The following is a 22,324-nucleotide window of genomic DNA, read 5'->3' as shown; positions in this document are numbered from 1 at the left end:
TTGTTCTTCTCGGTAAACTTCCTGGCCGCTTTTGGTTTTACAGCCTATAAACTTGTCCAGCCCTCATCTGTGATAACAGTACTTCAGTACTGGTACCTTGATAGTTCCTCATAATGCCCCATTAATTTACCTTGAATAGCTCTCGGGCAAACCCAAAAAAGAACAGTTTTGAAGGAGTGGATAATGCGTGCAATTGATCTGCCGGAATATGGTGGCCCGGAAAAGTTGCAGGTGGCCGACCTGCCCCAGCCTGAACCAGCTGCGGATGAAGTGCTGATTCGAGTGTCTGCTGCCGGTGTGAACCGGCCCGATATTGTACAGCGCAATGGTCACTACCCAGCACCGCCAGGTGCCTCGCCAATCCTGGGGCTCGAAGTGGCGGGAGAGGTAGTTGCAGTTGGGAAAGAGGTAAAGCGGTGGGCGTTGGGAGATAAAGTTTGCGCCCTGACTAATGGTGGTGGTTATGCTGAATTCGTGGTGGCGCCAGAGGGGCAGTGCCTGCCTATCCCGGGCGGATTAACAGAGGTTGAGGCTGCGGCCCTGCCAGAGACCTTTTTTACTGTCTGGAGCAATGTGTTCGACCGGGCCAGGTTGCAGAGCGGAGAAATCTTACTGGTGCACGGGGGTTCTTCCGGGATTGGCACTACGGCCATTCAGCTGGCTCATCATTTGGGTGCCCGGGTTTTTGCCACTGCGGGATCGGCAGAAAAATGCGGGGCCTGTGAGAAACTGGGTGCTGAGCGGGCAATTAATTATCGTGAAGACGATTTTGTAGCGGTGGTACGCGAGGCTACCGAGGATCACGGTGCCGATGTAATCCTGGATATGGTCGGGGGAGAATACATAGAGCGTAATATTCGCGTGGCCGCTTACGATGGTCGAATCGTCAATATTGCCTACCTTCAAGGCTCCAGTGTTGAGATCAATATGCTACCGGTAATGCTCAAGCGCCTGACTCTGGCCGGCTCCACACTGAGGGCCCGTTCTGCAAAAGTGAAAGCGGATATTGCCTCTTCACTGGAATCCAAAGTCTGGCCGTTGATTGAAGCGGGAAAAGTACGTCCGCAAATTGCGGCTCAGTTCTCCCTTGAGCAGGTTGCTGACGCGCATCGTTTACTGGAGTCTGGCAAGATAATCGGTAAAGTCATTTTAAAAATTTAGAACACCCCTTTTAATGATTATTCTCTCCACTGTTCAGCGCGATGGAGGAGGGGATACCTGCACTATCATTCCCCTCGGTGTATTTTCTGGCGAGCAAAATCTTTCGGGTATTTGATGTTGTGATGGTTGCATGGATACATCGTCGCTCATCATCTCAACATAAGCCTTGTAAAGGTTGCTGATATTACGTACATATTGCACCGGCTCTGAGCCGCGCACATAGCCGTATCGTGCCCGCTTGAAGTACTGGGGCTGAGCCAGTTTAAGCATCGCTACTTCGACATTATCGAACCAGATATTTGGGTCCAGCCCCAATTGTTTGGCGAGACGCTGGGCATCCAGTAAGTGTCCATAACCGGCATTATAAGAGGCCAGGGTAAACCAGAGTTTATTTACTGTGGGCAGTGCCGGGTCAAATCTGTCTCTGACCCAATCCATATATTTTACGCCCGCTTTAATACCACGCTCAGGTTCAAATAGTGGTGGAGGGAATCCCATTTCCTCCGCGGTAGCCGGCATAACCTGCATCAGGCCCTGGGCGCCCACCGGGGAAACTGCTTTAGGGTTAAAGTTACTCTCCTGCCACATCTGCGCGACGATCATGCGCCAGTCAAAATCGTATTTAAAAGAGGATTCCTTGACCAGGTCATCGTAAGGAGACAGGTTTTCTCCAGGAATAACCCGTGTGCTAACTCTTTGCATGAAGCGCTTATTGGGTTCGAAGTATGCAGCGTATTGTTTCTTATACTTGTCAGTTTTTCGGTAGCTCACCAAAAACTTGTTAAGGTTTTGCAGTAAATGCCAATTCTTACGAAGAACCAGCCAGCCCTCTGGAGTTGGGTCGCCGAGCACTGCACCTAGTACCAGGTTGGGTTGCACTGAGGCTTCAATTTTTGCCCGTCCCGAGTGGGAAATAGTGGCATCCACCAAACCTTCGGCAATCATTGAGAATATCTGCGACTGAGAAATATCCGGTGGCGCTACCCGGACCTCTACGTCTATGCCGGCACTCTGCAGGGTTTTAGCCGTTTCAATAAATGAGGAGTAGGCGCGCAAGGTTAATTTACGCCCATTCAAATCCTGGATTTGTTTAATGGGTGGGCTGTCTTTGCCGCTCACTACTTGCTCGGTTGATTCGACCACAGGCTTTGTAAACACCATCCCCTCTTTTTCCACGGCTGATGTGATATTCAGCTCCGCTCCGGCGAAGTCACCGCGACCGGCCCTGAGCCAGTCTGCCAGGCTTTCTTCATAAGGCACCACGATAACTTGCAGTTGGAGCCTGTGTTTGTCTGCAAAAGCCTTGGCCAGGTCGTAATCAAAGCCCATTAACAGCCCCTTCCACAGGAAATAAGTGGTGGGGCCGTTGTAGGTTAGCAGGCGGATTACCCCGGACTTTTTAATTCCCTTCCAATCGGTAATACGCTCCTCCTGTGCCTTCACTAAATTTCGGGTTAGAAAATTGTCAACTGTGGATTGCAGGCGCCTGGAGGTTTTACGCATTCCCCAGGCAATGTTCTGCGATTCGCTGACATAAGCACCAAGGCGTAAGTCATCGCGGTAATCGCGTAGATATTCCGCGGAGAAATCCTCGAGAATTGCTACCCGATTATTTTCCCGGTTTATCATGTCAATGAGCCCGTCGCGGTTGCCGTGGATTTTAAATTCCCTCACTGCCAGGTTCGCATCTGGGTACTCCGAAATTAACTGTTGTGCGGTTTCCATATTGGCAGAGCCCTGAGGCACGATCAGTTCAACGTTTTTGAGTTTACCTGGATCGCTAATATCCGGACCGGAGGGTCCGGTAACCAGTTGCTGGCGGGATTGGCGAACGGGTACGCTAAAGTCAATTTCCTCTTCGCGCGCCTCGGTCACAGTCAGGTTGTAAGCAATTACATCGGCCTCACCGGCGATGAGCATTTTGATGGCATCATCGGGGCTTTCCGCCTTGATCCACTTTGCCTCCAGTCTCAGTTTGTCGGCCAGTTTATTTGCCAGCTCAAAATGGCGCAGACTTACCACCCCACCGCGGGGCAGCATATTTTCTGCAGCGCCGGTCAGGTTAACAAAGCGGATGGTGCCGCGTTTTTTAATTTCGCGCAGGTCACCGGTTTCGATGTAGTTGACCTGTTGCTCTTTAGCCGGAGTGATAGGGGAAGTGGTTTCTTGTGGCGTTAGGTTTTCTATGGCCGCAGAGGCGCCGCCCGGACCTGTAAGCCCGCCTTCCTTACCTTCTTTGCTACAGGCTGCAATAGCCAGTAACAGTACTGATAGGAAAATTACAGCCCAACGGATAGGGCTGATTGCACTGTAACCAGATCCCATAGATCGCTCCATAAGCTCTCTACAGGATGATTATAGTGTCGTGCCCAAGCCCCTAATCTGTGGCGGATTTTAGTCCTCGATATTTTCTACTCTTGCGGAAAAATTCCCGCGGGCCAGCTTGATATTGACCTTTTGGTCTGTTGACAGGTTGCTGCTGTCTTTGATGGCTTTGCCCTCAGTATCCATGGCGATGGCGTAGCCACGCTGTAGAACCGCCAGTGGGCTCACATTGTGGAGCAGTTTTGCCAAGTGGCTGAGTTTGTCGCTGCTGTGCTTCAAACGCAATTCTGTGGAACGCTGAAGGCCGGCCGCCGCCTGCTGTAAATGCTCGCGCTTTTCTTTGATACGCCGATGAGGTTGGCAGTGGGCTAATGCCCGATGTGCTGCTGTCAGTTGAGCGCGGCGCTGTTGGATTTGCAGTTGCCCTGCTGCAAATAGACGCATCTCGAGGTGATCCAGTTGCTGGGCGCGGTTCTGTAATTGTTCGCGGGGATGGCGAAGGCGATTGCGCCTTAACATGACCTGCTGCTGCAGGTGACGCATCTGGTGCTGTAGCGCCCGATATAACCGAATACTGTTGTTTTCGAGCTCCTTAAATAACTCAGCGGCATTGGCGCTGGCGATCTCCGCTGCTGCCGAAGGGGTGGGCGCACGGACATCGGCGACGAAGTCTGAGACTGTGGTGTCGGTTTCGTGACCCACGGCGGAAATTGTGGGGATGGGGCAGGCTGCCAGTGCCCGTGCTACAACTTCCTCGTTGAATGGCCACAGATCCTCCAATGAGCCGCCACCTCGCCCCACAATTAACAAGTCGTGGCGGCCGCTGTGACCGGCTTTTTTAATGGCTGAGGCTATTTGCTGTGCGGCTCCCTGGCCCTGCACGGCCACCGGCCACAAACCGATTTCCGCAGCCGGGTGGCGACGGCCCAGAACATGAATCATGTCGCGGATGGCGGCGCCGGTTGGTGAGGTGATGATGCCGATATTGGAGGGCAGATATGGCAGGTTGCGCTTGCGTGCAGTGTCGAATAACCCCTCGTCCTGCAATTTTGCCTTGAGCTGTTCCAGCTGCCGCATCAAGGCACCAAAGCCGGCTTCTTCCATATGTTCGACGATCAGCTGGAATTCTCCGCGGCCCTCATAAAGGCTTACTCGCGCACGGATTAACACCTCACGGCCATTTTGCGGCTGAAAGCTCACACTGCGGTTGCGGCCGCGGAACATGGCACAACGTACCTGGGCGCGAGCGTCTTTTAGGCTGAAATACCAGTGCCCGGAACTGGGGACTGTGAAATTTGAAATTTCCCCACTGATCCATAACAGGGGCACATTGCTCTCCAGCAGGTGCTTTACCTCCCGGTTCAGGTCGCTTACCGATAGAACACTGCGTTTCTGATTCGGGACTGGGGAGCTGGATTGCATCTGGGCCTCACAGGAAAAAACTGGCGGAGCAATATTGCAGTATCCGCCATACAGGTAAAGTGCTTTACTCGATAAATCCACCTTTCAGCGAATTGGCAATTGCGCTTTGGGCGCTGAGAGGTATAATCGCGCCGATACCCAATCCCGCCTATTCGAGGTTTGAGTGTCAATAATGTCTGAATCCAATCTGCGCATAGCGCGCGAAGCCCTCACTTTCGACGACGTCCTACTTGTGCCCGGTTATTCCGAGGTGACTGCCAAGGATGTCAGTTTGAAAACCCAGCTGTCCCGAAACATCACCCTGAATATTCCTATTGTGTCTGCTGCTATGGATACAGTGACGGAAGCGCGCCTGGCTATTGCCCTGGCTCAGGAAGGTGGTATCGGTATCATCCATAAAAGCATGTCTATCGAGGAGCAGGCGCTCGCGGTACGTGCGGTAAAAAAATTCGAAGCCGGTGTGGTAAAGGACCCAATTACTATTGAGTCTGATGCCACAGTGCGCGAGCTGATTGCTCTTACTACTCACCACAATATCTCCGGTGTTCCGGTGATGGATAGGGGTAACCTGGTCGGTATCGTTACCAGCCGCGACGTGCGCTTCCTCACTGACCTGGACGTGAGCGTGGCCAGTATCATGACTCCGAAGGAGCGCTTAGTTACTGCCCACGAGGACGCCTCCTCTGATGAAGTGCGTGAGTTATTACACAAGCATCGCATTGAAAAAGTATTGGTAGTAAATGATGACTTTGATCTGCGCGGCCTGATTACTGTTAAAGACTTTAACAAGGCCGAGCAGTATCCGAATTCTTGTAAGGATTCCGATGGCCGCCTACGTGTCGGTGCCTCCGTAGGTACAAGCCCTGATACGGATGACCGTGTGGCGGCCTTGGTTGAGGCAGGTGTGGATGTACTGGTGGTCGATACTGCTCATGGACACTCCCGCAATGTGCTCGATCGTGTGCGTCGTATTAAGGATATGCATCCACAGGTGGATGTGATCGGCGGCAATATCGCTACTGGCGATGCTGCCCGGGCACTGGTTGAGGCCGGTGCCGATGCAGTCAAGGTCGGAATTGGTCCTGGTTCTATCTGCACCACTCGTATTGTGACGGGTATCGGTGTACCCCAGGTTACCGCAATTTCGGAGGTTTCCACCGCGCTTGAGGGTACTGGAGTACCTATGATTGCCGACGGTGGTATTCGCTACTCTGGCGACATTTCCAAAGCGATTGTAGCGGGGGCCTCCTCCGTAATGATGGGCTCCATGTTTGCCGGTACCGAAGAGGCGCCGGGCGAAGTGGAGTTGTACCAGGGACGTACTTATAAGTCTTACCGCGGTATGGGCTCTCTCGGTGCTATGGCGCGCACCCAGGGTTCCTCCGATCGCTATTTCCAGGATGCCAGCAAGGGTGCAGAAAAGCTGGTGCCTGAAGGCATCGAAGGGCGAGTTCCTTACAAGGGCCCGCTGTCAGCCATAGTGCACCAGATGCTGGGTGGCCTGCGCTCTGCTATGGGCTATACCGGCAGCATGGATATCGAAACCATGCGCACCCGCCCGGAGTTCGTGCGGGTAACAGCCGCCGGCATGGGGGAATCCCATGTGCACGACGTGCAGATTACCAAAGAGGCGCCCAACTACCCGGTGGGCGGACGCTAAACCTCCCTGGTGAACAACTTTCAGTACCGAGCCGCAAACGGACCTTTTAGGTCCGTTTGCCGTTATTCTTTCTGTTAATGAGTCAATCATGAGCCAAGATATCCACTCCAGCCGAATTCTGATCCTCGACTTTGGGTCCCAGTACACCCAGTTGATTGCCCGTCGCGTGCGCGAGCTGGGTGTTTTCTCCGAAATTCGTGCCTTCGATATGAGCGAAGAAGAAATCCGCGCATACAATCCCAAAGGCATTGTTCTGGCCGGTGGCCCCGAGTCTGTGCCGGAGGCGGGCTCTCCCCGTGCACCGGAAGTGGTGTTCAACTTGGGAGTGCCGGTGCTGGGCATCTGTTACGGCATGCAGACTATGGCACACCAACTCGGCGGCACAGTGCAGGGCAGTGAAGTGCGCGAATTTGGCTACGCCCAGGTAAAAGCGGAAGGTGCTTCCAAGTTGCTGCGCGATATTAAGGATCACCTCAACGATGATGGCGAGGCGCTGCTGGATGTGTGGATGAGCCACGGTGATAAGGTTGTGGCAATGCCTGAAGGCTTTGAGTTGATGGCCTCTACCGATTCCTGTCCTATCGCCGGTATGTACTCAGCGGAAAAGAACTTCTTCGGTGTGCAGTTTCATCCGGAGGTCACTCACACCCTTCAGGGCATGCGCATTTATGAGCACTTTGTGATCGATATTTGCGGCTGTGAGAAACTGTGGACACCGGCCAATATCATCGAGGATTCCATCGCCAAAGTACGTGAGCAGGTTGGCGATGACAATGTACTGCTTGGACTATCTGGCGGAGTTGATAGCTCGGTTGTGGCAGCGCTGTTGCACAAGGCTATCGGCGATCAATTGACCTGTGTCTTTGTGGATAACGGCTTGCTGCGCAAAAACGAAGGCGACCAGGTCATGCAGATGTTCGCCGATAACATGGGTGTGCGGGTGATCCGCTCTGATGCGGAAGAGGATTTTCTCTCGCGCCTGGCAGGGGTGGATGAACCCGAAGCCAAGCGCAAAATTATCGGTAACACTTTTATTGAGATATTCGACCGCGAAGCCTCCAAGCTGCACAATGTGAAGTTCCTGGCTCAGGGTACCATCTACCCGGATGTGATCGAGTCCGCCGCGGCCAAAACCGGTAAGGCTCATGTAATTAAGTCCCACCACAATGTCGGCGGCCTGCCGGAAGATATGCAGTTTGAGCTGGTGGAGCCCCTGCGCGAACTGTTCAAGGATGAGGTGCGTAAGATCGGCCTGGAGCTGGGGCTGCCCTACGATATGGTTTACCGTCACCCGTTCCCAGGTCCTGGCCTGGGTGTGCGTATTCTCGGTGAAGTTAAAAGAGAGTACGCCGATATTCTGCGCGAGGCGGATGCGATTTTTATCGAGGAATTACACAAGGCGGACTGGTACCACAAGACCAGCCAGGCGTTTGTAGTGTTCCTTCCAGTGAAGTCTGTCGGTGTGGTGGGTGATGGCCGTCGTTATGAGTATGTGGTGGCGCTGCGTGCAGTGGAAACAGTGGACTTTATGACTGCTCGATGGGCGCACTTGCCCTACGAGCTGATTGAGAAGGTCTCCAATCGTATTATCAATGAAATTGAGCATATTTCCCGCGTTGCCTACGATGTGTCGAGCAAGCCGCCGGCAACTATTGAGTGGGAATAAGTAAGTAGGTATTTTCCTGTCTCTGACTGGGGTGCCTGGCACCCCAGCCCCACTTTTTCCCCGCCAAGCGTGCCACTTTCCACAGCGGTGTCTACTCCTTCTATTCCGGTCATTTACTCCGGGTACTTTTCAAACAAGATTCGCTTTCCCTTATAACCCATTGATTTTTTGAATGTTTCCGGCTTTGGTTATTTTTTCTTCAGATTGTCATAATGACGCAGCCATGGGCCTTTGCGCGTAGTGCTTTGTAGTTAGTCACAGAGATATCCACAGAAACTGTGAGTAGCATTATCCGGTGGATAAGATGATCTCTGCTGTTGTGGAGAAGTGTGTAATTTGCCGCTTATGGTGGGGTGCAGGAGGGTTAGGGGCGCCCTTGCCCCTCAGAGTTGACGGCGGAAGCTGATCAGGGCAGCGGTGACCGCCACATTCAAGCTCTCTACGTGATTGTGCATTGGGATACGCAGCAGCTCGCTGCATTGCCTGGAAACGGCATCGCTGACACCATGAGTCTCATTGCCGAGGACAAAAATAGTGGATGCTTCCCCAGTAACCTCTGCCAGGGTCATGGGTGCATGGGAGGAGAGGCCACAGACGCGGGCTCCCGCCTTGCGGAAATCTTCCAGGGCATCCGCGAGGGTCTCACAGCGCAGGATGCGGGTTTTAAACAGGGTGCCAGTGCTGGCCTTGATTACCAGCGGGTCGACCTGTGCGCAGCCCTTGCGCGGCAGGATTATGCCGTCCATACCTCCAGCACAGGCTGAGCGGATAATCATACCCAGATTCTGCGGATTGGTTATGCCGTCCAGTGCCAACAACTCATAGGGCTTTTTTTCATTGTCCCCCTGTTGTTGGCGTAGAAAAGCTTCGCAGGTCCCATAGTGCGGTAGGGCCAGGTCAAGGGCCACCCCTTGATCCTGACGAGAGTTTTTAGAGATTCGTGAGAGCCCTTTGCGGTCCCAGTGGGCAATTTCAACCTCACGCTCTGCAGCCAGCATCTCCATACGGCTGATCAACTGGTCGCGCCGGTTGCTGTTGGCCAAGTGTAATTTGTGCACCGGCAGGCTGGGATCTTCCAGAGCCTCAAGCACCGGTTTGCGACCGTAAATGGTCAGAAGACTGTCGTAGAATGCTCTTTTTTTTAGGTACTCAGAGGAGTCTTTCACCGCATTGGCTCACTCAATAATTCAATCAAACTGGCCGCGCTCTCATCTGACAGCTGGCCGCGCCGCGCCAACTCTACACAGGCGAGTCCCAGTTGGCGATAGTGAAATGCTAGTTCCGGGTCCACAGAGGCCAGGCTCTCCACCTGGGTGGCGACAGTTTCCAGATCCCCCCGCGCAATAGGGCCTGTTAGGGATCTCTCAGGGCCCAGAGTCATATTGTTTTGCGCAGTTTGCAGCACGATGGGTTGGAGGAGCTTAAGGGCGTTGTCCCGTTCAATACCCGCTGCGGCAAAACTGCGCAGGCTGAGGTCGACTAATGCGGTCAGGTAATTGCAGGCAATTACCGAGCCCGCGTGGTAGAGAGATTTATGTCGGGCCTCAATAGTTAAGATTTCACAGCCAATCGCAGTGAAGGCATTTTCCAGCGCGCTGACAGCGAGATTGTCCCCCTCCAGCGCGACACTACTGCCGGCAAGGGAGTCCAGGGAGCGAAGGGGTTCGGCGAAACTGTGCACCGGGTGAGCGCTGGCAATAGAGGCTGGACGTAGAACTTCGAGAACCTCTGAGCTGAGTGCGCCGCTGCAATGGAATGCGATAACTCCCTCCCGTTCGCTGAGCTTGTCAGCGAGCCGCTCGGCAATCATGGCGATCTCGCCATCGCTGCAGGAGATCAGCCAGTAATCGGCCGCGGCCATGGATTCAATCGTGTCGGAGGCCTGGCCTGCGCCGATAAATTCAACCGCTGCGAGCGCGCTATCATAGCTGCGGTTGTAGATGGACTGAACCCGGAATAGATTCTCTTGTTGCCACAGGCGCCCAAGGGTTTTCCCCAGGCGGCCTGCACCAATAATATTGAGTGTCTGCATTAGTTCCCGGCGAGGCAATCGAGATAGGCTTTTACCGCATTTTCAAGCCCCATGCCGATGGCGTCTACAGTCAGGGCATGGCCGATAGAGACTTCCTGTAACCCGGGCAGGGTGCGGTAGCGGGGCAGATTAACCAGGTTGAGATCGTGACCCGCATTGATGCCCAGTCCCAGCTGAAGTGCGTGCTCGGCGGCGGCGCAGTGGGTGGCAAAAATACTGTCCACCTCCGGGTTCTGTTTGGCGGCAGCTTCTGCGTAGGGGCCGGTATACAATTCAATGCGGTCGGCACCAATATCCTTGGCCAGGCTGATCTGCTCCAGGTCGGGTTCCATAAACAAGCTCACGCGGATTCCAGCGTTCTTTAATTTTACGATCTGCGGGACCAAGCGTGGGCCATCGAGTTTAAGGTTGAAACCGTGGTCTGAAGTCAGCTGGTCATTGCTATCGGGAACCAGGGTGCACTGATCGGGCTGGTTCTCCAGGGCCAGCTCTACCAGACCGGGATAGTCCCCCATATGTGCGGCGAAGGGATTGCCCTCAATGTTGAACTCCACGTCTTGCCTCTCCCGGCACAGAGCGGCCAGCGCGCGTACATCGCCTGGGCGGATATGGCGTTGGTCTGGGCGCGGGTGTACGGTGATGCCCTGGGCTCCGGCGTCGAGACAGACTCTGCCGTGGGCCTCGACATCGGGGAAATTACCCTCGCGGGAGTTGCGGATCAGGGCAATTTTATTGAGGTTTACGCTGAGAGCTATCACTGCTTATTCTCCCTTGGTGTTGTTGGCGACAGTTTTGTCACCGACATCGATTCTTTTTGCGTCGAGGATGCGGATCGGCACATTAGGTGCGCTTGGGTGCTGTCGGTAGAGGCCTCGGGGTTCCTGCACAATTTTTTCCACTACATCCATACCTTTGATGACTTTGCCAAAAACTGCGTAGCCCGCTTTGTTTTCTTTGGCGTCCAGCCTAGTGTTATCCACTAAGTTTATAAAAAACTGTGAGGTTGCACTGTCGGGGTCGTTGGTCCTCGCCATCGACAGGGTGCCGCGCAGATTTTGCAGGCCATTCGCGGATTCATTGACGATGGCGTCGCGGGTTTCCTTCTTCTGGAAATCAAAGGTGAAGCCGCCAGCCTGCACTACAAAGCCGGGCACTACCCGGTGGAAAATAATGCCGTTGTAAAACCCATTTTCAGTATAAGTGAGGAAATTTTTCACAGTGGTCGGAGCTTCTTTGGCGAATAATTCAATGCGGATTACGCCCAAATCAGTCTTCAACTCTACCTGTGGATTTTTGGCCAGTGCGGGCAACGCAAAGAGTACACAGAAAATCCATACAAAAAGTTTACGCATCGTCCTTGTCCTTTGGATTTATTTTGAGAGTCAGGCTCAACGGCTGCCCGTTCCATAATCGGATATGGGTGTCCAGGGGGCGGCGAATGCCGCAGCCCCGTGTCTTTATAGTATGCGATTTCTGTGCTTGGGAGTGAAGGTCAGTTGGCCCACTCGGAGTGGCGTTTACGAGGGCGAAGATGGGGAGCTGCCATTGCGAGTAAGGCTCCCAGCAGCACAGACAGGGCACCATAAAAATACCATTTCTGGGATTCACTGCCGGACAGTCGTTGGATCTCTGCTTCTGCCATCGTCTTTTCCTGCTTGAGCAATTCGTGCTGGTGCAGGAGTTTCTGGTGGCGCTCGTTCAGGGATAGGGCGTCTGCAGACAGGGTCTTGAGTGACTTCAATTCTGCGGCAAGTTCTTGTGCCTGTTGCTGGGCAGCACTCAGAGAATTGCTCAACTGGCCATTCTCCTCTTCCAGGCGGCGTACTTCACCACCCAGATTACCCTCCATTTTCTCAAAGCGGGCCAGGTTGGCTTCGGCACTGGCCAACTTGAGTTTTGCTACCGGCTCAGATACCAAATACTGGCGCCTGACCCAGCCCTCAGTGCCATTAGGAGTGCGTACTTTTGCCCATCCATCTGACGCGGCATCCTCCAGCACAGTAAGCTCTGTGCCGCTGGGCAGGCCCCGGTGCAGGATACGGAATCCATTGCCTTTGCCGGAGCGCATGGGCACATGTAACTGGTCGGTGATATAGCGAGTCTCTGCACTTGCTGAGGTCGGCACCACATTGAGCAATGCCACAGCGAGTAGGCCCGAAATGAATTTTTTCATGGTCATACAGCTTTTATTTTTTGTGTTGTTATCAGGGCAGCACTAATTTAAAGGGTTTGACAGTCACTGATGCGTAGACACCGGCTTCGATATAGGGGTCGTTGTCGGCCCAGGCCTTTGCATCCTCCAGGGATGAGAATTCTGCAACTACCAGGCTGCCGCTGAAACCAGCTTCGCCGGGCTCCTCACTGTCCACTGCCGGGTGCGGGCCGGCCACCAGGAGGCGGCCCTCATCCTTTAGGCGGTCGAGCCTGGCCAGGTGATCAGCGCGGGCTTTTTTGCGCAAAGGGAGACTATCGCTAACATCTTCACTGATGATTGCGTACCACATTGTGAATCTTGCTCTTGTTGGTTTGATAGAAAGATATTGTTATTGGGCGATCATTACTTCTTCCAGTTTCAGCCCGGTAAGTTTGCCGATACGGGAAAACAGAAAAAAGAGAACCAGCATTAAAATGATGGTTGCAGGCAGTGCGATTACCGGGTAACTGAGAGCGGTCATTTTACCCAGCTCTTCGTTGAAGGCCTCGGTGCCGGGAGGACTCTGCATAATCACTTTTGCGAGCACGTAATTAAGCACTGAGGAAAGGAAGAATGACCCGGCAATCATCCAGGATGCCTGTTGCAGGGTGCGCTCGAAGGCACCCTGATTGCCATTACTCGCCAAGCTTCTGGAAATTTTGGAGGTATCCAGGATCTGGTCGTTGTAAAGCAGTGTTTTCACCAGTGGCCAGCGGGTGTACAGGGAGGCAACGGTCGCTATCCCCAGAAGTCCTGGGATGGCGGCTTCCTTGATGGCAATATATTCCGGGTCCAACTCCAACAGGCTGATACCACCGGTAAGCAGAATGCTGATAATACCCAAGGCAGAGAAAAAATTGACTTTGCCTGAGCGGATCAGGTCGCGAAGTCCGTAACCGAGGGGGAATGCCAGTGCGACCACCAGGGCCCACTTAGTGCCCAGCCACTCGTCGCCGGACAGCTTGGTCAGAACCAGTGTGGGGATCACGATATTGAGCAGCAGGTTGCCGAGGAGGCTCTCCTTCTTCTTGGGCTTTTGCTGCGGCGCTGGCGTGGTCGAATTCGTTTCGGTCATACTCTATTCCGGTGATAATGCCCGTGGGAAGTCAAAACTGAGGGCATATTTCTATGATCCTCTGCTACAGAACTCTTTCCCACTGACAATACTGCTGTCAGACTCCGGCCCCTCGTGGTCGCAAAGACTGACCGATGGTCCGGGCCTTATCCCTGAAAACGCCGGGTGCCGCTGTGACAGCATTGCCGGGTAATTGTTCCAAAATAATGGATACTACGACTATTCCCATCGCTAAACTGAGCACCAAACCGAGTGAGAACCCGCTGTTGAGAACCCTGCCAGCTGAACTGAATACAGACCTTGTCGATCTGCACTGTCACAGTACCGCTTCCGACGGTATTTTAAGTCCTGCACAGCTGGTGTCGAGGGCGAAATCCCAGGGTGTGACACTGATGGCACTCACAGACCACGATACCGTCGACGGTGTGAGTCAGGCACAGGATACCGGTGACCAGATGGGCATCATAGTGTTGCCGGGTATTGAATTCTCCTGTCTTTGGGGGCGACGCCCAATTCATATTGTGGGTCTCAATGTCGATCCAGCATCGGAGAGGCTGTGTGATGCCATCGCTTTGCGTGAAAAGCTCCGCCATGAGCGCGCAGAGCGTATTGCTGAGCGCCTGCACAAGCGGGGATTCGAGGGGGCTTTGGAGGGAGGGCGTGCTATTGCCGGAGAGTCTGTACTGGGGCGCCCGCATTTTGCCCGCTGGCTGGTCGAGGCGGGACATGTGGAGGACACTGCACGGGCTTTCAAACGTTATCTGGGGGCAGGTAAAGTTGGAGATGTGCGAGTAGCGTGGCCGCAATTAGCGGAAACTGTTGAGACCATACATGCAGCTGGCGGCAGCGCTGTGCTGGCACATCCGCTCAAATACGGGCTCACCCGCACCCAGCTGCTTCGCCTGCTCAAGGAGTTTTCAGCCAGTGATGGCGACGCGGTAGAGTTATTGTGTGGTCGCCAGAACCCGACCCAAACCAGGGAATTGCGCACATTGATGTCCACAGTCGCAGCAGAATCCGGTGGCTCGCAGTTGCGTTGCTCTCTGGGTAGCGATTTTCACCAGCCGGACCAGTCTTGGCGGGAGTTGGGCTGTGTGCGCCTACCGGAAGACGTCGAGCCGGTGTGGAATCTGTGGCACACTCTGCACCGGGATCGGTCCAGTCATACTTAATAGAGCCTAATCGAGCATCCTTATCCAGGGTGAGAGGCTGGAAATATTGTCGAGCCGAGATCCCCGCGGACCAGCCATCGTCCGCAAAGAGGTTTCAAATCAATAAAGGCTTGGGGGCTTTTGTGGCGCAGTTTTTTCAGATTCATCCGGATAATCCTCAAGGGCGTCTGATTGCTCAGGCAGCGGACATTGTGAATGCCGGAGGGGTAATCGCTTATCCTACCGATTCCGCCTATGCCATTGGCTGTCGCCTGGGGGAAAAAATGGCAGTGGAGCGAATTCGCGCACTGCGGCAACTGGATAAACATCATAACTTCACCCTGATGTGCCGGGACCTGTCTGAGTTGGCCACCTATGCCAAGGTGGATAACCAGATGTTCCGTCTTCTCAAGAACCACACGCCGGGGTCTTATACATTTATTATGCCGGCCACTGCTGAGGTACCACGGCGTTTGATTCACCCAAAGCGCAAGACCATCGGCATTCGGGTTCCTGACAATGCGGTGACTCTGGCACTGATTGAAGCTGTGGGTGAGCCTTTGATGAGCTGCAGCCTGATTATGCCCGGCGATATGCAGCCCCTTACCGATCCCTACGATATCCGTGACACCCTTGAGCACCAGGTGGAGCTGGTGATTGATGGGGGCTTCTGCGGTATGGAGCCTACCACTGTGATAGATCTCACTGGTGACGAGCCTGAACTTATCCGCCAGGGCTGCGGAGCGACAGACGAAATTTTGGGCTGATTTACGCTGCGCTGTGTATAATCGCGCGTTTGCGCTTTTGAGGGTGGGGCAGGGTGTCCAGTGAAGAATTACTAGCCGAGGTGGAGGAGCAGGTGCTTGCCGAAGTTTCGGCGAGTGATAGTGATACCGCCGAAGTTCCCTCGGAAGCTTCGCCCACCCAGGCCGGACACGCGGAAGATACACCCTTAGCGCTGGTTTTAGGGGAGGCTTTTACCGATCTTCCGCCAGACCTGTTTATTCCACCAGATGCTCTGGAAGTAATCCTGGAGGCCTTCGAAGGTCCCCTGGACCTGCTTCTATACCTGATTCGCCGCCAGAATTTGGATATTCTCGAAATCAATGTGTCAGACATCACCCGCCAATATATGGTCTATGTGGAGATGATGACATCGATACAATTCGAGCTGGCGGCCGAGTATCTGGTGATGGCAGCCATGCTTGCAGAGATCAAGTCGAGAATGCTGCTGCCGCGACCTCCGGCGGCTGAGGAAGAAGAGGCCGAAGACCCCCGCGCCGCGCTTATTCGCCGTTTGCAGGAGTATGAGCGCTTCAAGAATGCGGCGGAGGATCTCGATGAGATTCCGCGTATGGGGCGTGATATTCACCAAGCCAGTGCCGATGGCCCAGACCGAAGTATTACCCGTCCCGATCCAGATGTGGACCTCAAGGAAGTACTTGTCGCCCTGGCGGATGTATTGCGTCGCGCAGATATGTTTGAGAGCCACCAGGTCGAGAGGGAGAAGCTTTCTACCCGTGAGCGCATGACCCAGGTGCTGGATCGAATTCGCCACGGTCAGTTTGTGCCCTTTGTCAGTCTGTTCACGGTAGAGGAAGGCAGGCTTGGTGTGGTGGTTACTTTCCTTGCAGTGATGGAGCTGGTGAAAGAGTCCCTGGTGGAACTGGTCCAGAATGAGGCCTTCGGCCCTATTCATGTACGAACTGCAGGCAGAAGTGATTTTGACAGTGACGATGGCCCTGGTGAACACTCCGAGGGTGTTGATTACAGTACAGAAGGCGCTAGCAAAAATGTCGGGTTTGATGGTGGTGAAATACTCACTGTTGAAGATGAAATGCCCACAGCAGAGATAGCTGAAATACCAAAAGAAGAGTTACCGGGTGCGTAAAAGTAAAACGCGCCGGAAAAATTTCCGTGAAAGTACCAGAGTTAGAAATTAGAAGATGACAATCGCTCCGGAATTACTACGCAGAATTGTAGAGGGTGCCCTACTGGCGGCAGGACAGCCTCTGAGTGAGGAAAAATTGTTATCGCTGCTCGATGATGAGGAGCAGCCCTCCAAAACCACCCTGAGAGATGTTCTCGAGGAGATAGCGCAGGATTGTGCTGGGCGTGGATTTGAATTGAAAAAGGTAGCTACAGGGTGGCGCTTCCAGGTTCCTGAGGGCCTGGCCCCCTGGGTTAATCGCCTGTGGGAGGAAAAGGCGCAGAGGTATTCTCGTGCGACTTTGGAAACCCTGGCAATTATCGCCTATCGCCAGCCGGTGACCCGCGGTGATATTGAAGATATTCGCGGTGTTGCGGTGAGTTCGCAGATTGTCAAAACACTACTTGAGCGCGGTTGGATCAAGGTGGTTGGCCAGCGCGATGTGCCAGGAAAACCGTCGCTGTATGCGACTACAAGGGAGTTTCTCGATTATTTTAACCTGGGTTCCCTGGACGATCTTCCAACCCTGGCTGAGATCCGGGATATAGAAAGCCTGACTAAGATTCTTGAATCTGAGGGACTGTCGCCGGAGGAAATAGCAGCTGAAGGGATTGGTGGCGAAGTCGATGAAGGCCAGGAAAGTGCCGGCGCCGTTTCTATCGGGGTGGAAGATGCAGGGGTGCAAGAGGAATCCTTTGAGTCTGACGAGGCTGCAGAAGAGACATTGGCTGATGAGATGGTCGGTGACATTGGCGACGAGGAGGAAGATGCCGCTGAAGATGCTCTGGTTGAAGCGCTGGTCGAGGAAATTGTCGCAGAAGCGGATATTCCAGCCGAAATAGTTGAGCCGTTGTCTCCGGTAGAGCGGGATGAAATTGATGAAGAGATAGAGGTTGGAGGCCAGGATGGTACTGTGCAGGCCGCGGTGCAACTGGTGACGATGAAAGTTGAGCGGGAGCAGTCAGAAACGGAATCAGAGGATGAGGATACCGTTGATACGCGTGATACTGAGACAGACCTGCGAGAAGAAAAGAGCAAAACTGAACAGCTGATTGAGGCGGGAGCGCAAAGCACAGCCCCGATAGCGGCAACACTGCCGCCGAGCAGTCTGTTTGGCGATAACGACACAGCGAGTGAGCCTGGAAGAGAAGAGCAGGCCAAAGGAAATGCTGGAGTCGATGAAGATTCCCAAGATGTAGTGCAAGTGGAAAACACCACCCCATGAGTGATGGCAACTCGCCAGCAGGCGAAAAATTGCAGAAAGTATTGGCGCGTAGCGGCCTGGGGTCGCGGCGTGAGATGGAGCGGGCGATTGATGCCGGCCGCGTGACGATAAATGGAAAAGTAGCGGAGCTCGGCGAGCGGGTTACCGATCATGATCATATCGAATTTGATGGCCGACGCTTGCCCTCGACAGAGGAGAATCGCTGCCGGGTCATACTGTACAACAAGCCGGTTGGCGAAATTTGTTCGCGCCACGACCCCGAAGGACGCCCAACTGTTTATGATCGCCTGCCGAGGCTGAAAACAGGGCGCTGGATCTCTGTGGGGCGCCTGGACTTCAATACCAGTGGTCTGCTGCTGTTTACCAATAGTGGTGAACTGGCCAACAAGCTGATGCACCCTTCATCGGTGATTGATCGCGAGTACCTGGTGCGAATTCAGGGCGAAGTGGATGATGAGATGAAAAGGCGGTTGGTCAAGGGGGTGCTACTGGACGACGGCAATGCGCGCTTTACCGATATTGTCGAGAGTGGTGGCGAGGGCAGGAACCGCTGGTTCTACTGTGTCGTTATGGAAGGGCGCAACCGTGAAGTACGACGCCTGTGGGAGTCCCAGGGAGTGCGTGTGAGTCGCCTCAAGCGTGTGCGCTACGGCAGTGTATTTATCCCCTCCCATGTGCGTGTCGGCCAGTGGATTGAGATGGAGCCCCGTGAAATTGATGACCTGTGTGTTACCGCCGGCCTACCCAAGCTTGGCCAGCGCCCACTGACCCAGGGGGAGAAGCAGACTCTGGAGCGCCAGCGCCGCAAGTTGCGCAAGTCGCCGGTACCGGCGCAGCGCCGCCCCAAGACCTGAACTGTATCGAGAAAAAGCCCGCGATTAGCGGGCTTTTTTATTGAGTGACAGTAAATTGGTAGAAATTAATGTTCATTTTCCGGGGTTTCCCCAGCCTCTTCCTGCTGCTGGTTTTGCATTTCCGACTGTATGCCCTGGGGGCCACCTCCCATGGCATCATCCACATCCGAGGGAATATCCGAGACGGAATCTGTGCTGTCACCGCTTTCCGGGCTACTGCTGGCAGGTGTATCACTCTCAACTGTACCGTCACTCGACTCCAGCAAATTCTTGAGTTTGGTTAGCCCCTGTTCATAGGATTCACCTACCATTTTTTTCACAGCCAGGCCCATCCAGCGCTCCCTGGGGCCACCGCCAGTATCGCTGTTAAAGCCCCAGGTAACCCGGGTGCCATCACCCTCTGCTTGCAGCTTGAACTCGGCCTCCGCTGTACTGCCATCGCCAAATGCCAGTTTGGTGCGGACCATGGAGTTCGGCGTGCTGGCGATGATAGTTTGGCTGCCGGCGCCCTCCTTGGAGTTCTCGCCGCGCCAGCTCATTTCGGCGCCCACGCCCTCTTCGGGTCCACTGTAATCGTATTGCATCGATGGGTCGATATTCCGCCAAGGGGACCAGCTGTTGAATTTGCGAAAATTGTTAACGTAGGGAAAGACGACTTGGGGGGGCTTGCCGATATAAACGCTACGTTCGAGGATCACTTCGCGTGGGAACAGATACCCGGCGAGCAGTAACAGTACCAGGAAGACCAGGATGTAGATGATCCAGCGCATAGCGGGTTCCTTGGCTATTGGCGGACGCACAGCGGCGAGCGCCAGCGGATTGCTGGCGATAGACTGGTTATAGCAGTTTCAGCGCCGCTTAATCGTCAGTGATATGCAGAAGTGGCAGCCGAATCTCGATACACAGGCCGGCACCGGCACTATTGCGCGCGGTGATACTGCCTCCATGGTGCAATAAGGTGCGCTGGGCGATAGCCAGTCCCAGACCAAAGCCACCACTCTCCCGGGTGCGGGCGCTGTCCGTACGGTAGAAGGGGCGGAATATAGCTTCAAGTTCATCCTCATCCACTCCAGAACCTGAGTCGATTACGGAGATACAGCACGCGTTCCCGGTTTCCCTGACCAGTACCCGTACAAGCCCACCCGAGGGGCTGTATTTGATGGCATTGCGTAGAATGTTCTCCAGTGCTGCGGTGAGGGAACTGCCGCGTGTGGCGATCAGCAATTCTTCGCCATTAGTGCTCACGTCGAAGCTCAGGTCTTTCTCCTCTGCTTCACTGTGCAGGTCATCCATTAGTGCTGAGAGCAGGCTATTCAGCTCGACAACATCATCTAATGGCCGTTGCTCCTGGCTGCTGATCGGCAGGGATAGTACATCGGCAATAATATCTTCCAGGTAATCTGCAGCTTTGCCAATCTTGTCGAGCTCAGTATCGAGTCCCGCCACCTGCTTTTGGCGAGCGATGGCCAGAGCCACCTGGAGCCGCGCCAGTGGCGAACGCAGCTCATGGGAAACATCCTTGATCAGGCGGCGCTGTTCAGACATGGACCCCTGTAGCTGGGCGGTCATGGAGTCAAAATCCAGTGACAGGTCGGTCAGTTCATCATTGCGGGTACGTAAACTCGGGGCTACGCGATAGTCCAGCTCACCGGCGGCGACCCGCTTGGTGGCAGCCCGCAACTGTTCCAGGGGGCGACTCAGGTAACTGGCTAGCCAGTAACAGGCGATTCCGGAGGCGACCATGGAAAGCAACAGCATGGGCCAGAAGTTGCGCCACAGAAAGCGCAGCAGAAGCCCCTCCTTGCTGTCCCCGGCGACCAGGGCTATACGCAGCGGGTCGCCGGTCCGCAGTGGGAGGAAGAAGCCCACCGTGGGTTTGTTGTCCACCAGCATGTGCGCTTCGCGATTGCGGTAATCCAGGCTGTTGATCAGTGGTTCCATACCGGCGGGGACAGGGCGACCCAGCAGGTCATTGCCCAGGTGGTCCACTGCGTAGACTCTCCGCTTTACCTTTTTCGGAGCCCGTTCCAGCCAGTGCTGGAACTGCTCGGGGCCGTGGCGGCGGGCAATACGCATATTGCGCATCACTTCGCGGAACAGTGCAGGTCCCTCCCAGCGCTCCTCCTGACGGGGGTCGCCGAACTCGCCAAAGTGGGTAATGTAAATGGCGGCGACCACCATAACCATGGCGGTGATCCATGCGCCAAAAAACATTTTCCAGAAGAGGCTGCGCATTTCAGATATTACCTATTGCTTGCCCTGGGTGAGCATGTAACCGGCGCCACGGATATTGATAATCAGGTCGCGACTGGCCCCCTTATCGGCAAGCTTCTTGCGGATATTGCTGACGTGTACGTCGATTGAGCGGTCATAGGGCATTAATTTGCGCCCCAGTGCACTCTCAGTCAGGATCTCTTTAGCCACAACATCTCCGGCCTGTTGTACCAGTACTTTAAGAACAGAAAACTCGGCCCCAGTGAGGGATAGGGCCTGATCTGCCCAATAGGCTTGGTGCTCAGCTGGCAGAAGGCGCAGTTGCCCACTGTTGAGGCTATCGTCACTTTCCTCTGCCTCGACCCGGCCGCGGCGCAGTATCGCTCGCAGGCGTGCTGCAAGCTCGCGCGGATTGCAGGGTTTGGGCAAGTAGTCGTCGGCCCCCATCTCCAGGCCCACAATCCGGTCCACGGTATCGCCCTTTGCAGTGAGCATGATGACGGGAAGGGAGCGGCTTGTGGGGGATGCCTCCTCACGCAGTTTGCGCAGAACATCAAAACCATTGTGTACCGGCAGCATCACATCCAGCACCAGGGCATCAAAATTTTGGCTCTGCGCCAGCTCCAGCCCGCGGCCACCATCGTTGGCCGCAGTTACTTCAAACCCCTCGCCGGTGAGGAACTCCCTCAGCAGGTCGGTCAGTTCTGTGTCGTCGTCGATCAGAAGGATTCGGCTCATGGCGTTCTCTCAGTAGCTGTGGGGCCATTATATGCAAAGCACTGGCGCTAGTTATCTCGTCTTCATGGGCTTTTTACCGTTCTTAACAATTGTTTACTGCGGTTTGCCCCTGTTTACACAGGCCACACTTACTATGAAGTCATTGAATACAAACGAGAGGACGAAATGATGAAGAACTGGAAGCTGGCGGTAAGTAGTTTGGCCTTGGCGGGTGTTTTGGCCTTCCCTGCTGCAACAATGGCCTACGGTGGAGGCGAGGGGCACCACAAGCGCGGTTTTGAGCATATAGCCCGTGAGTTGCAGTTGACCGAAGGGCAGAAGGCCCAGTTAAAAGCCAACCGAGATGGCACCCGAGAGGCGAGAAAGGCCCAGCGTGAACAGACGAACGAACTGCGCAAGCGGATCCACGCTGCCATTGAGTCCGGTGCTGATCAAGCTACAGTGGATCAACTTGGCGCTGAACTGGGCAAACTGAAGGTTCAACAGATGCAAAATCACTATCAGATGCGCCAGCAATTTGAGGCGATTCTCACCGAAGAGCAGAAAGCCAAGTTTGAAGAACTGAAGGCTGAACGTAAAGAACATCGTATGAAGTGGCGTAAAGACCGCCTTGAGCGCAGATCTTCAGAGTCCTGACCTCAGCTATTGGCAGCTTGTGCGATCCGCCGGGTGCACCC

Annotated in this window: 20 protein-coding genes and 1 pseudogene; 9 read left to right on the top strand and 12 right to left on the bottom strand. The window is 54.5% G+C overall.

The genetic code is table 11. From position 1 onward, the window contains the following. Window positions 1–183: 183 nt before the first annotated feature. A complete protein-coding gene (locus GL2_RS00645; RefSeq protein WP_143728818.1) occupies window positions 184–1,161 on the top strand; it encodes an NAD(P)H-quinone oxidoreductase in 978 nt (325 codons plus the stop codon). A gap of 33 nt (window positions 1,162–1,194) precedes the next feature. Here the strand turns inward: GL2_RS00645 and GL2_RS00640 are convergent, their stop codons facing one another. Both GL2_RS00640 and xseA read right to left on the bottom strand, forming a co-directional pair. After that, a complete protein-coding gene (locus tag GL2_RS00640) occupies window positions 1,195–3,498 on the bottom strand; it encodes a transporter substrate-binding domain-containing protein (protein ID WP_143728817.1) in 2,304 nt (767 codons plus the stop codon). 57 nt (window positions 3,499–3,555) lie between these two features. Continuing rightward, window positions 3,556–4,908 carry an exodeoxyribonuclease VII large subunit gene (gene xseA, locus GL2_RS00635; RefSeq protein ID WP_143728816.1) on the bottom strand — a complete coding sequence of 451 codons (1,353 nt, stop codon included), beginning with the start codon at window positions 4,906–4,908 and terminating at the stop codon, window positions 3,556–3,558. 172 nt (window positions 4,909–5,080) lie between these two features. Between xseA and guaB the strand changes: the two genes are divergently transcribed. Continuing rightward, window positions 5,081–6,568, top strand: coding sequence for an IMP dehydrogenase (gene guaB / locus GL2_RS00630; RefSeq protein WP_143728815.1), 1,488 nt, complete (start codon window positions 5,081–5,083; stop codon window positions 6,566–6,568). 88 nt (window positions 6,569–6,656) lie between these two features. Then, window positions 6,657–8,234, top strand: coding sequence for a glutamine-hydrolyzing GMP synthase (guaA, locus tag GL2_RS00625; RefSeq protein ID WP_143728814.1), 1,578 nt, complete (start codon window positions 6,657–6,659; stop codon window positions 8,232–8,234). A 383-nt stretch (window positions 8,235–8,617) separates the two neighbouring features. Here the strand turns inward: guaA and GL2_RS00620 are convergent, their stop codons facing one another. The 7 genes from GL2_RS00620 to GL2_RS00590 all read right to left on the bottom strand — a co-directional run bounded on the left by GL2_RS00620 (window position 8,618) and on the right by GL2_RS00590 (window position 13,535). Further along, window positions 8,618–9,400 (bottom strand): RNA methyltransferase, encoded by a 783-nt coding sequence (locus GL2_RS00620; RefSeq protein WP_143728813.1) that lies wholly within the window; start codon window positions 9,398–9,400, stop codon window positions 8,618–8,620. Continuing rightward, window positions 9,397–10,266, bottom strand: a complete 870-nt coding sequence (locus tag GL2_RS00615; protein WP_143728812.1) for a Rossmann-like and DUF2520 domain-containing protein — start codon at window positions 10,264–10,266, stop codon at window positions 9,397–9,399. The genes GL2_RS00620 and GL2_RS00615 overlap by 4 nt, the downstream gene beginning before the upstream one ends. Next, on the bottom strand, window positions 10,266–11,024 hold the full coding sequence (locus tag GL2_RS00610; protein ID WP_143728811.1) for a pyridoxine 5'-phosphate synthase: 759 nt from the start codon (window positions 11,022–11,024) through the stop codon (window positions 10,266–10,268). The genes GL2_RS00615 and GL2_RS00610 overlap by 1 nt, the downstream gene beginning before the upstream one ends. Window positions 11,025–11,027: 3 nt before the next feature. Then, entirely contained in the window at window positions 11,028–11,618 is a 591-nt protein-coding gene (locus GL2_RS00605) for a peptidylprolyl isomerase (protein ID WP_143728810.1), read from the bottom strand. A 140-nt stretch (window positions 11,619–11,758) separates the two neighbouring features. Further along, window positions 11,759–12,439, bottom strand: coding sequence for a TIGR04211 family SH3 domain-containing protein (locus GL2_RS00600; protein ID WP_232053720.1), 681 nt, complete (start codon window positions 12,437–12,439; stop codon window positions 11,759–11,761). A gap of 31 nt (window positions 12,440–12,470) precedes the next feature. Continuing rightward, window positions 12,471–12,770 (bottom strand): YciI family protein, encoded by a 300-nt coding sequence (locus GL2_RS00595; RefSeq protein ID WP_143728809.1) that lies wholly within the window; start codon window positions 12,768–12,770, stop codon window positions 12,471–12,473. Window positions 12,771–12,809: 39 nt separating this feature from the next. Continuing rightward, window positions 12,810–13,535 (bottom strand): VC0807 family protein, encoded by a 726-nt coding sequence (locus GL2_RS00590; RefSeq protein WP_143728808.1) that lies wholly within the window; start codon window positions 13,533–13,535, stop codon window positions 12,810–12,812. 134 nt (window positions 13,536–13,669) lie between these two features. Between GL2_RS00590 and GL2_RS00585 the strand changes: the two genes are divergently transcribed. The 5 genes and pseudogenes from GL2_RS00585 (at window position 13,670) to rluB (ending at window position 18,695) form a co-directional block, all read left to right on the top strand. Next, complete coding sequence (locus tag GL2_RS00585; protein WP_232053719.1) at window positions 13,670–14,707, top strand: PHP domain-containing protein; 1,038 nt, start codon at window positions 13,670–13,672, stop codon at window positions 14,705–14,707. A gap of 122 nt (window positions 14,708–14,829) precedes the next feature. Further along, window positions 14,830–15,453: an L-threonylcarbamoyladenylate synthase gene (locus GL2_RS00580; RefSeq protein ID WP_143728807.1), complete on the top strand. Its 624-nt coding sequence runs from the start codon at window positions 14,830–14,832 to the stop codon at window positions 15,451–15,453. Window positions 15,454–15,533: 80 nt separating this feature from the next. Beyond that, window positions 15,534–16,391: pseudogene (locus GL2_RS00575) on the top strand (ScpA family protein); the annotation flags it as partial. Between the two features lie 241 nt (window positions 16,392–16,632). Next, the gene (gene scpB, locus GL2_RS00570; RefSeq protein ID WP_143728806.1) at window positions 16,633–17,841 is read left to right on the top strand and encodes an SMC-Scp complex subunit ScpB; all 1,209 of its coding nucleotides are present in this window, start codon (window positions 16,633–16,635) and stop codon (window positions 17,839–17,841) included. Further along, on the top strand, window positions 17,838–18,695 hold the full coding sequence (gene rluB / locus GL2_RS00565) for a 23S rRNA pseudouridine(2605) synthase RluB (protein ID WP_143728805.1): 858 nt from the start codon (window positions 17,838–17,840) through the stop codon (window positions 18,693–18,695). The genes scpB and rluB overlap by 4 nt, the downstream gene beginning before the upstream one ends. 65 nt (window positions 18,696–18,760) lie before the next feature. On the opposite strand, the gene GL2_RS00560 is transcribed toward rluB, so the two are convergent. From GL2_RS00560 to GL2_RS00550, 3 genes are all read right to left on the bottom strand, one after another. Next, window positions 18,761–19,465, bottom strand: coding sequence for an SRPBCC family protein (locus tag GL2_RS00560; RefSeq protein WP_143728804.1), 705 nt, complete (start codon window positions 19,463–19,465; stop codon window positions 18,761–18,763). 88 nt (window positions 19,466–19,553) lie between these two features. Further along, on the bottom strand, window positions 19,554–20,930 hold the full coding sequence (locus GL2_RS00555) for an ATP-binding protein (protein ID WP_143728803.1): 1,377 nt from the start codon (window positions 20,928–20,930) through the stop codon (window positions 19,554–19,556). A 12-nt stretch (window positions 20,931–20,942) separates the two neighbouring features. Next, window positions 20,943–21,647: a response regulator transcription factor gene (locus tag GL2_RS00550; RefSeq protein ID WP_143728802.1), complete on the bottom strand. Its 705-nt coding sequence runs from the start codon at window positions 21,645–21,647 to the stop codon at window positions 20,943–20,945. Window positions 21,648–21,812: 165 nt separating this feature from the next. Between GL2_RS00550 and GL2_RS00545 the strand changes: the two genes are divergently transcribed. Next, window positions 21,813–22,283 carry a Spy/CpxP family protein refolding chaperone gene (locus tag GL2_RS00545; protein WP_143728801.1) on the top strand — a complete coding sequence of 157 codons (471 nt, stop codon included), beginning with the start codon at window positions 21,813–21,815 and terminating at the stop codon, window positions 22,281–22,283. The last annotated feature ends 41 nt before the right edge of the window (window positions 22,284–22,324 follow it).

The sequence above is a fragment of the Microbulbifer sp. GL-2 genome (assembly GCF_007183175.1).
Lineage (GTDB): Bacteria > Pseudomonadota > Gammaproteobacteria > Pseudomonadales > Cellvibrionaceae > Microbulbifer.
This window is presented reverse-complemented; position numbering and strand designations above follow the sequence as displayed.

Bases quoted from the DNA above. Each gene is read 5' to 3' on its own strand.
- GL2_RS00645 (WP_143728818.1), top strand. From the start codon at position 184: ATGCGTGCAATTGATCTGCCGGAATATGGTGGCCCGGAAAAGTTGCAG.
- GL2_RS00640 (WP_143728817.1), bottom strand. From the start codon at position 3,498: ATGGAGCGATCTATGGGATCTGGTTACAGTGCAATCAGCCCTATCCGT.
- xseA (WP_143728816.1), bottom strand. From the start codon at position 4,908: ATGCAATCCAGCTCCCCAGTCCCGAATCAGAAACGCAGTGTTCTATCG.
- guaB (WP_143728815.1), top strand. From the start codon at position 5,081: ATGTCTGAATCCAATCTGCGCATAGCGCGCGAAGCCCTCACTTTCGAC.
- guaA (WP_143728814.1), top strand. From the start codon at position 6,657: ATGAGCCAAGATATCCACTCCAGCCGAATTCTGATCCTCGACTTTGGG.
- GL2_RS00615 (WP_143728812.1), bottom strand. From the start codon at position 10,266: ATGCAGACACTCAATATTATTGGTGCAGGCCGCCTGGGGAAAACCCTT.
- GL2_RS00605 (WP_143728810.1), bottom strand. From the start codon at position 11,618: ATGCGTAAACTTTTTGTATGGATTTTCTGTGTACTCTTTGCGTTGCCC.
- GL2_RS00600 (WP_232053720.1), bottom strand. From the start codon at position 12,439: ATGAAAAAATTCATTTCGGGCCTACTCGCTGTGGCATTGCTCAATGTG.
- GL2_RS00595 (WP_143728809.1), bottom strand. From the start codon at position 12,770: ATGTGGTACGCAATCATCAGTGAAGATGTTAGCGATAGTCTCCCTTTG.
- GL2_RS00590 (WP_143728808.1), bottom strand. From the start codon at position 13,535: ATGACCGAAACGAATTCGACCACGCCAGCGCCGCAGCAAAAGCCCAAG.
- GL2_RS00585 (WP_232053719.1), top strand. From the start codon at position 13,670: ATGGTCCGGGCCTTATCCCTGAAAACGCCGGGTGCCGCTGTGACAGCA.
- scpB (WP_143728806.1), top strand. From the start codon at position 16,633: ATGACAATCGCTCCGGAATTACTACGCAGAATTGTAGAGGGTGCCCTA.
- rluB (WP_143728805.1), top strand. From the start codon at position 17,838: ATGAGTGATGGCAACTCGCCAGCAGGCGAAAAATTGCAGAAAGTATTG.
- GL2_RS00560 (WP_143728804.1), bottom strand. From the start codon at position 19,465: ATGCGCTGGATCATCTACATCCTGGTCTTCCTGGTACTGTTACTGCTC.
- GL2_RS00555 (WP_143728803.1), bottom strand. From the start codon at position 20,930: ATGCGCAGCCTCTTCTGGAAAATGTTTTTTGGCGCATGGATCACCGCC.
- GL2_RS00550 (WP_143728802.1), bottom strand. From the start codon at position 21,647: ATGAGCCGAATCCTTCTGATCGACGACGACACAGAACTGACCGACCTG.
- GL2_RS00545 (WP_143728801.1), top strand. From the start codon at position 21,813: ATGATGAAGAACTGGAAGCTGGCGGTAAGTAGTTTGGCCTTGGCGGGT.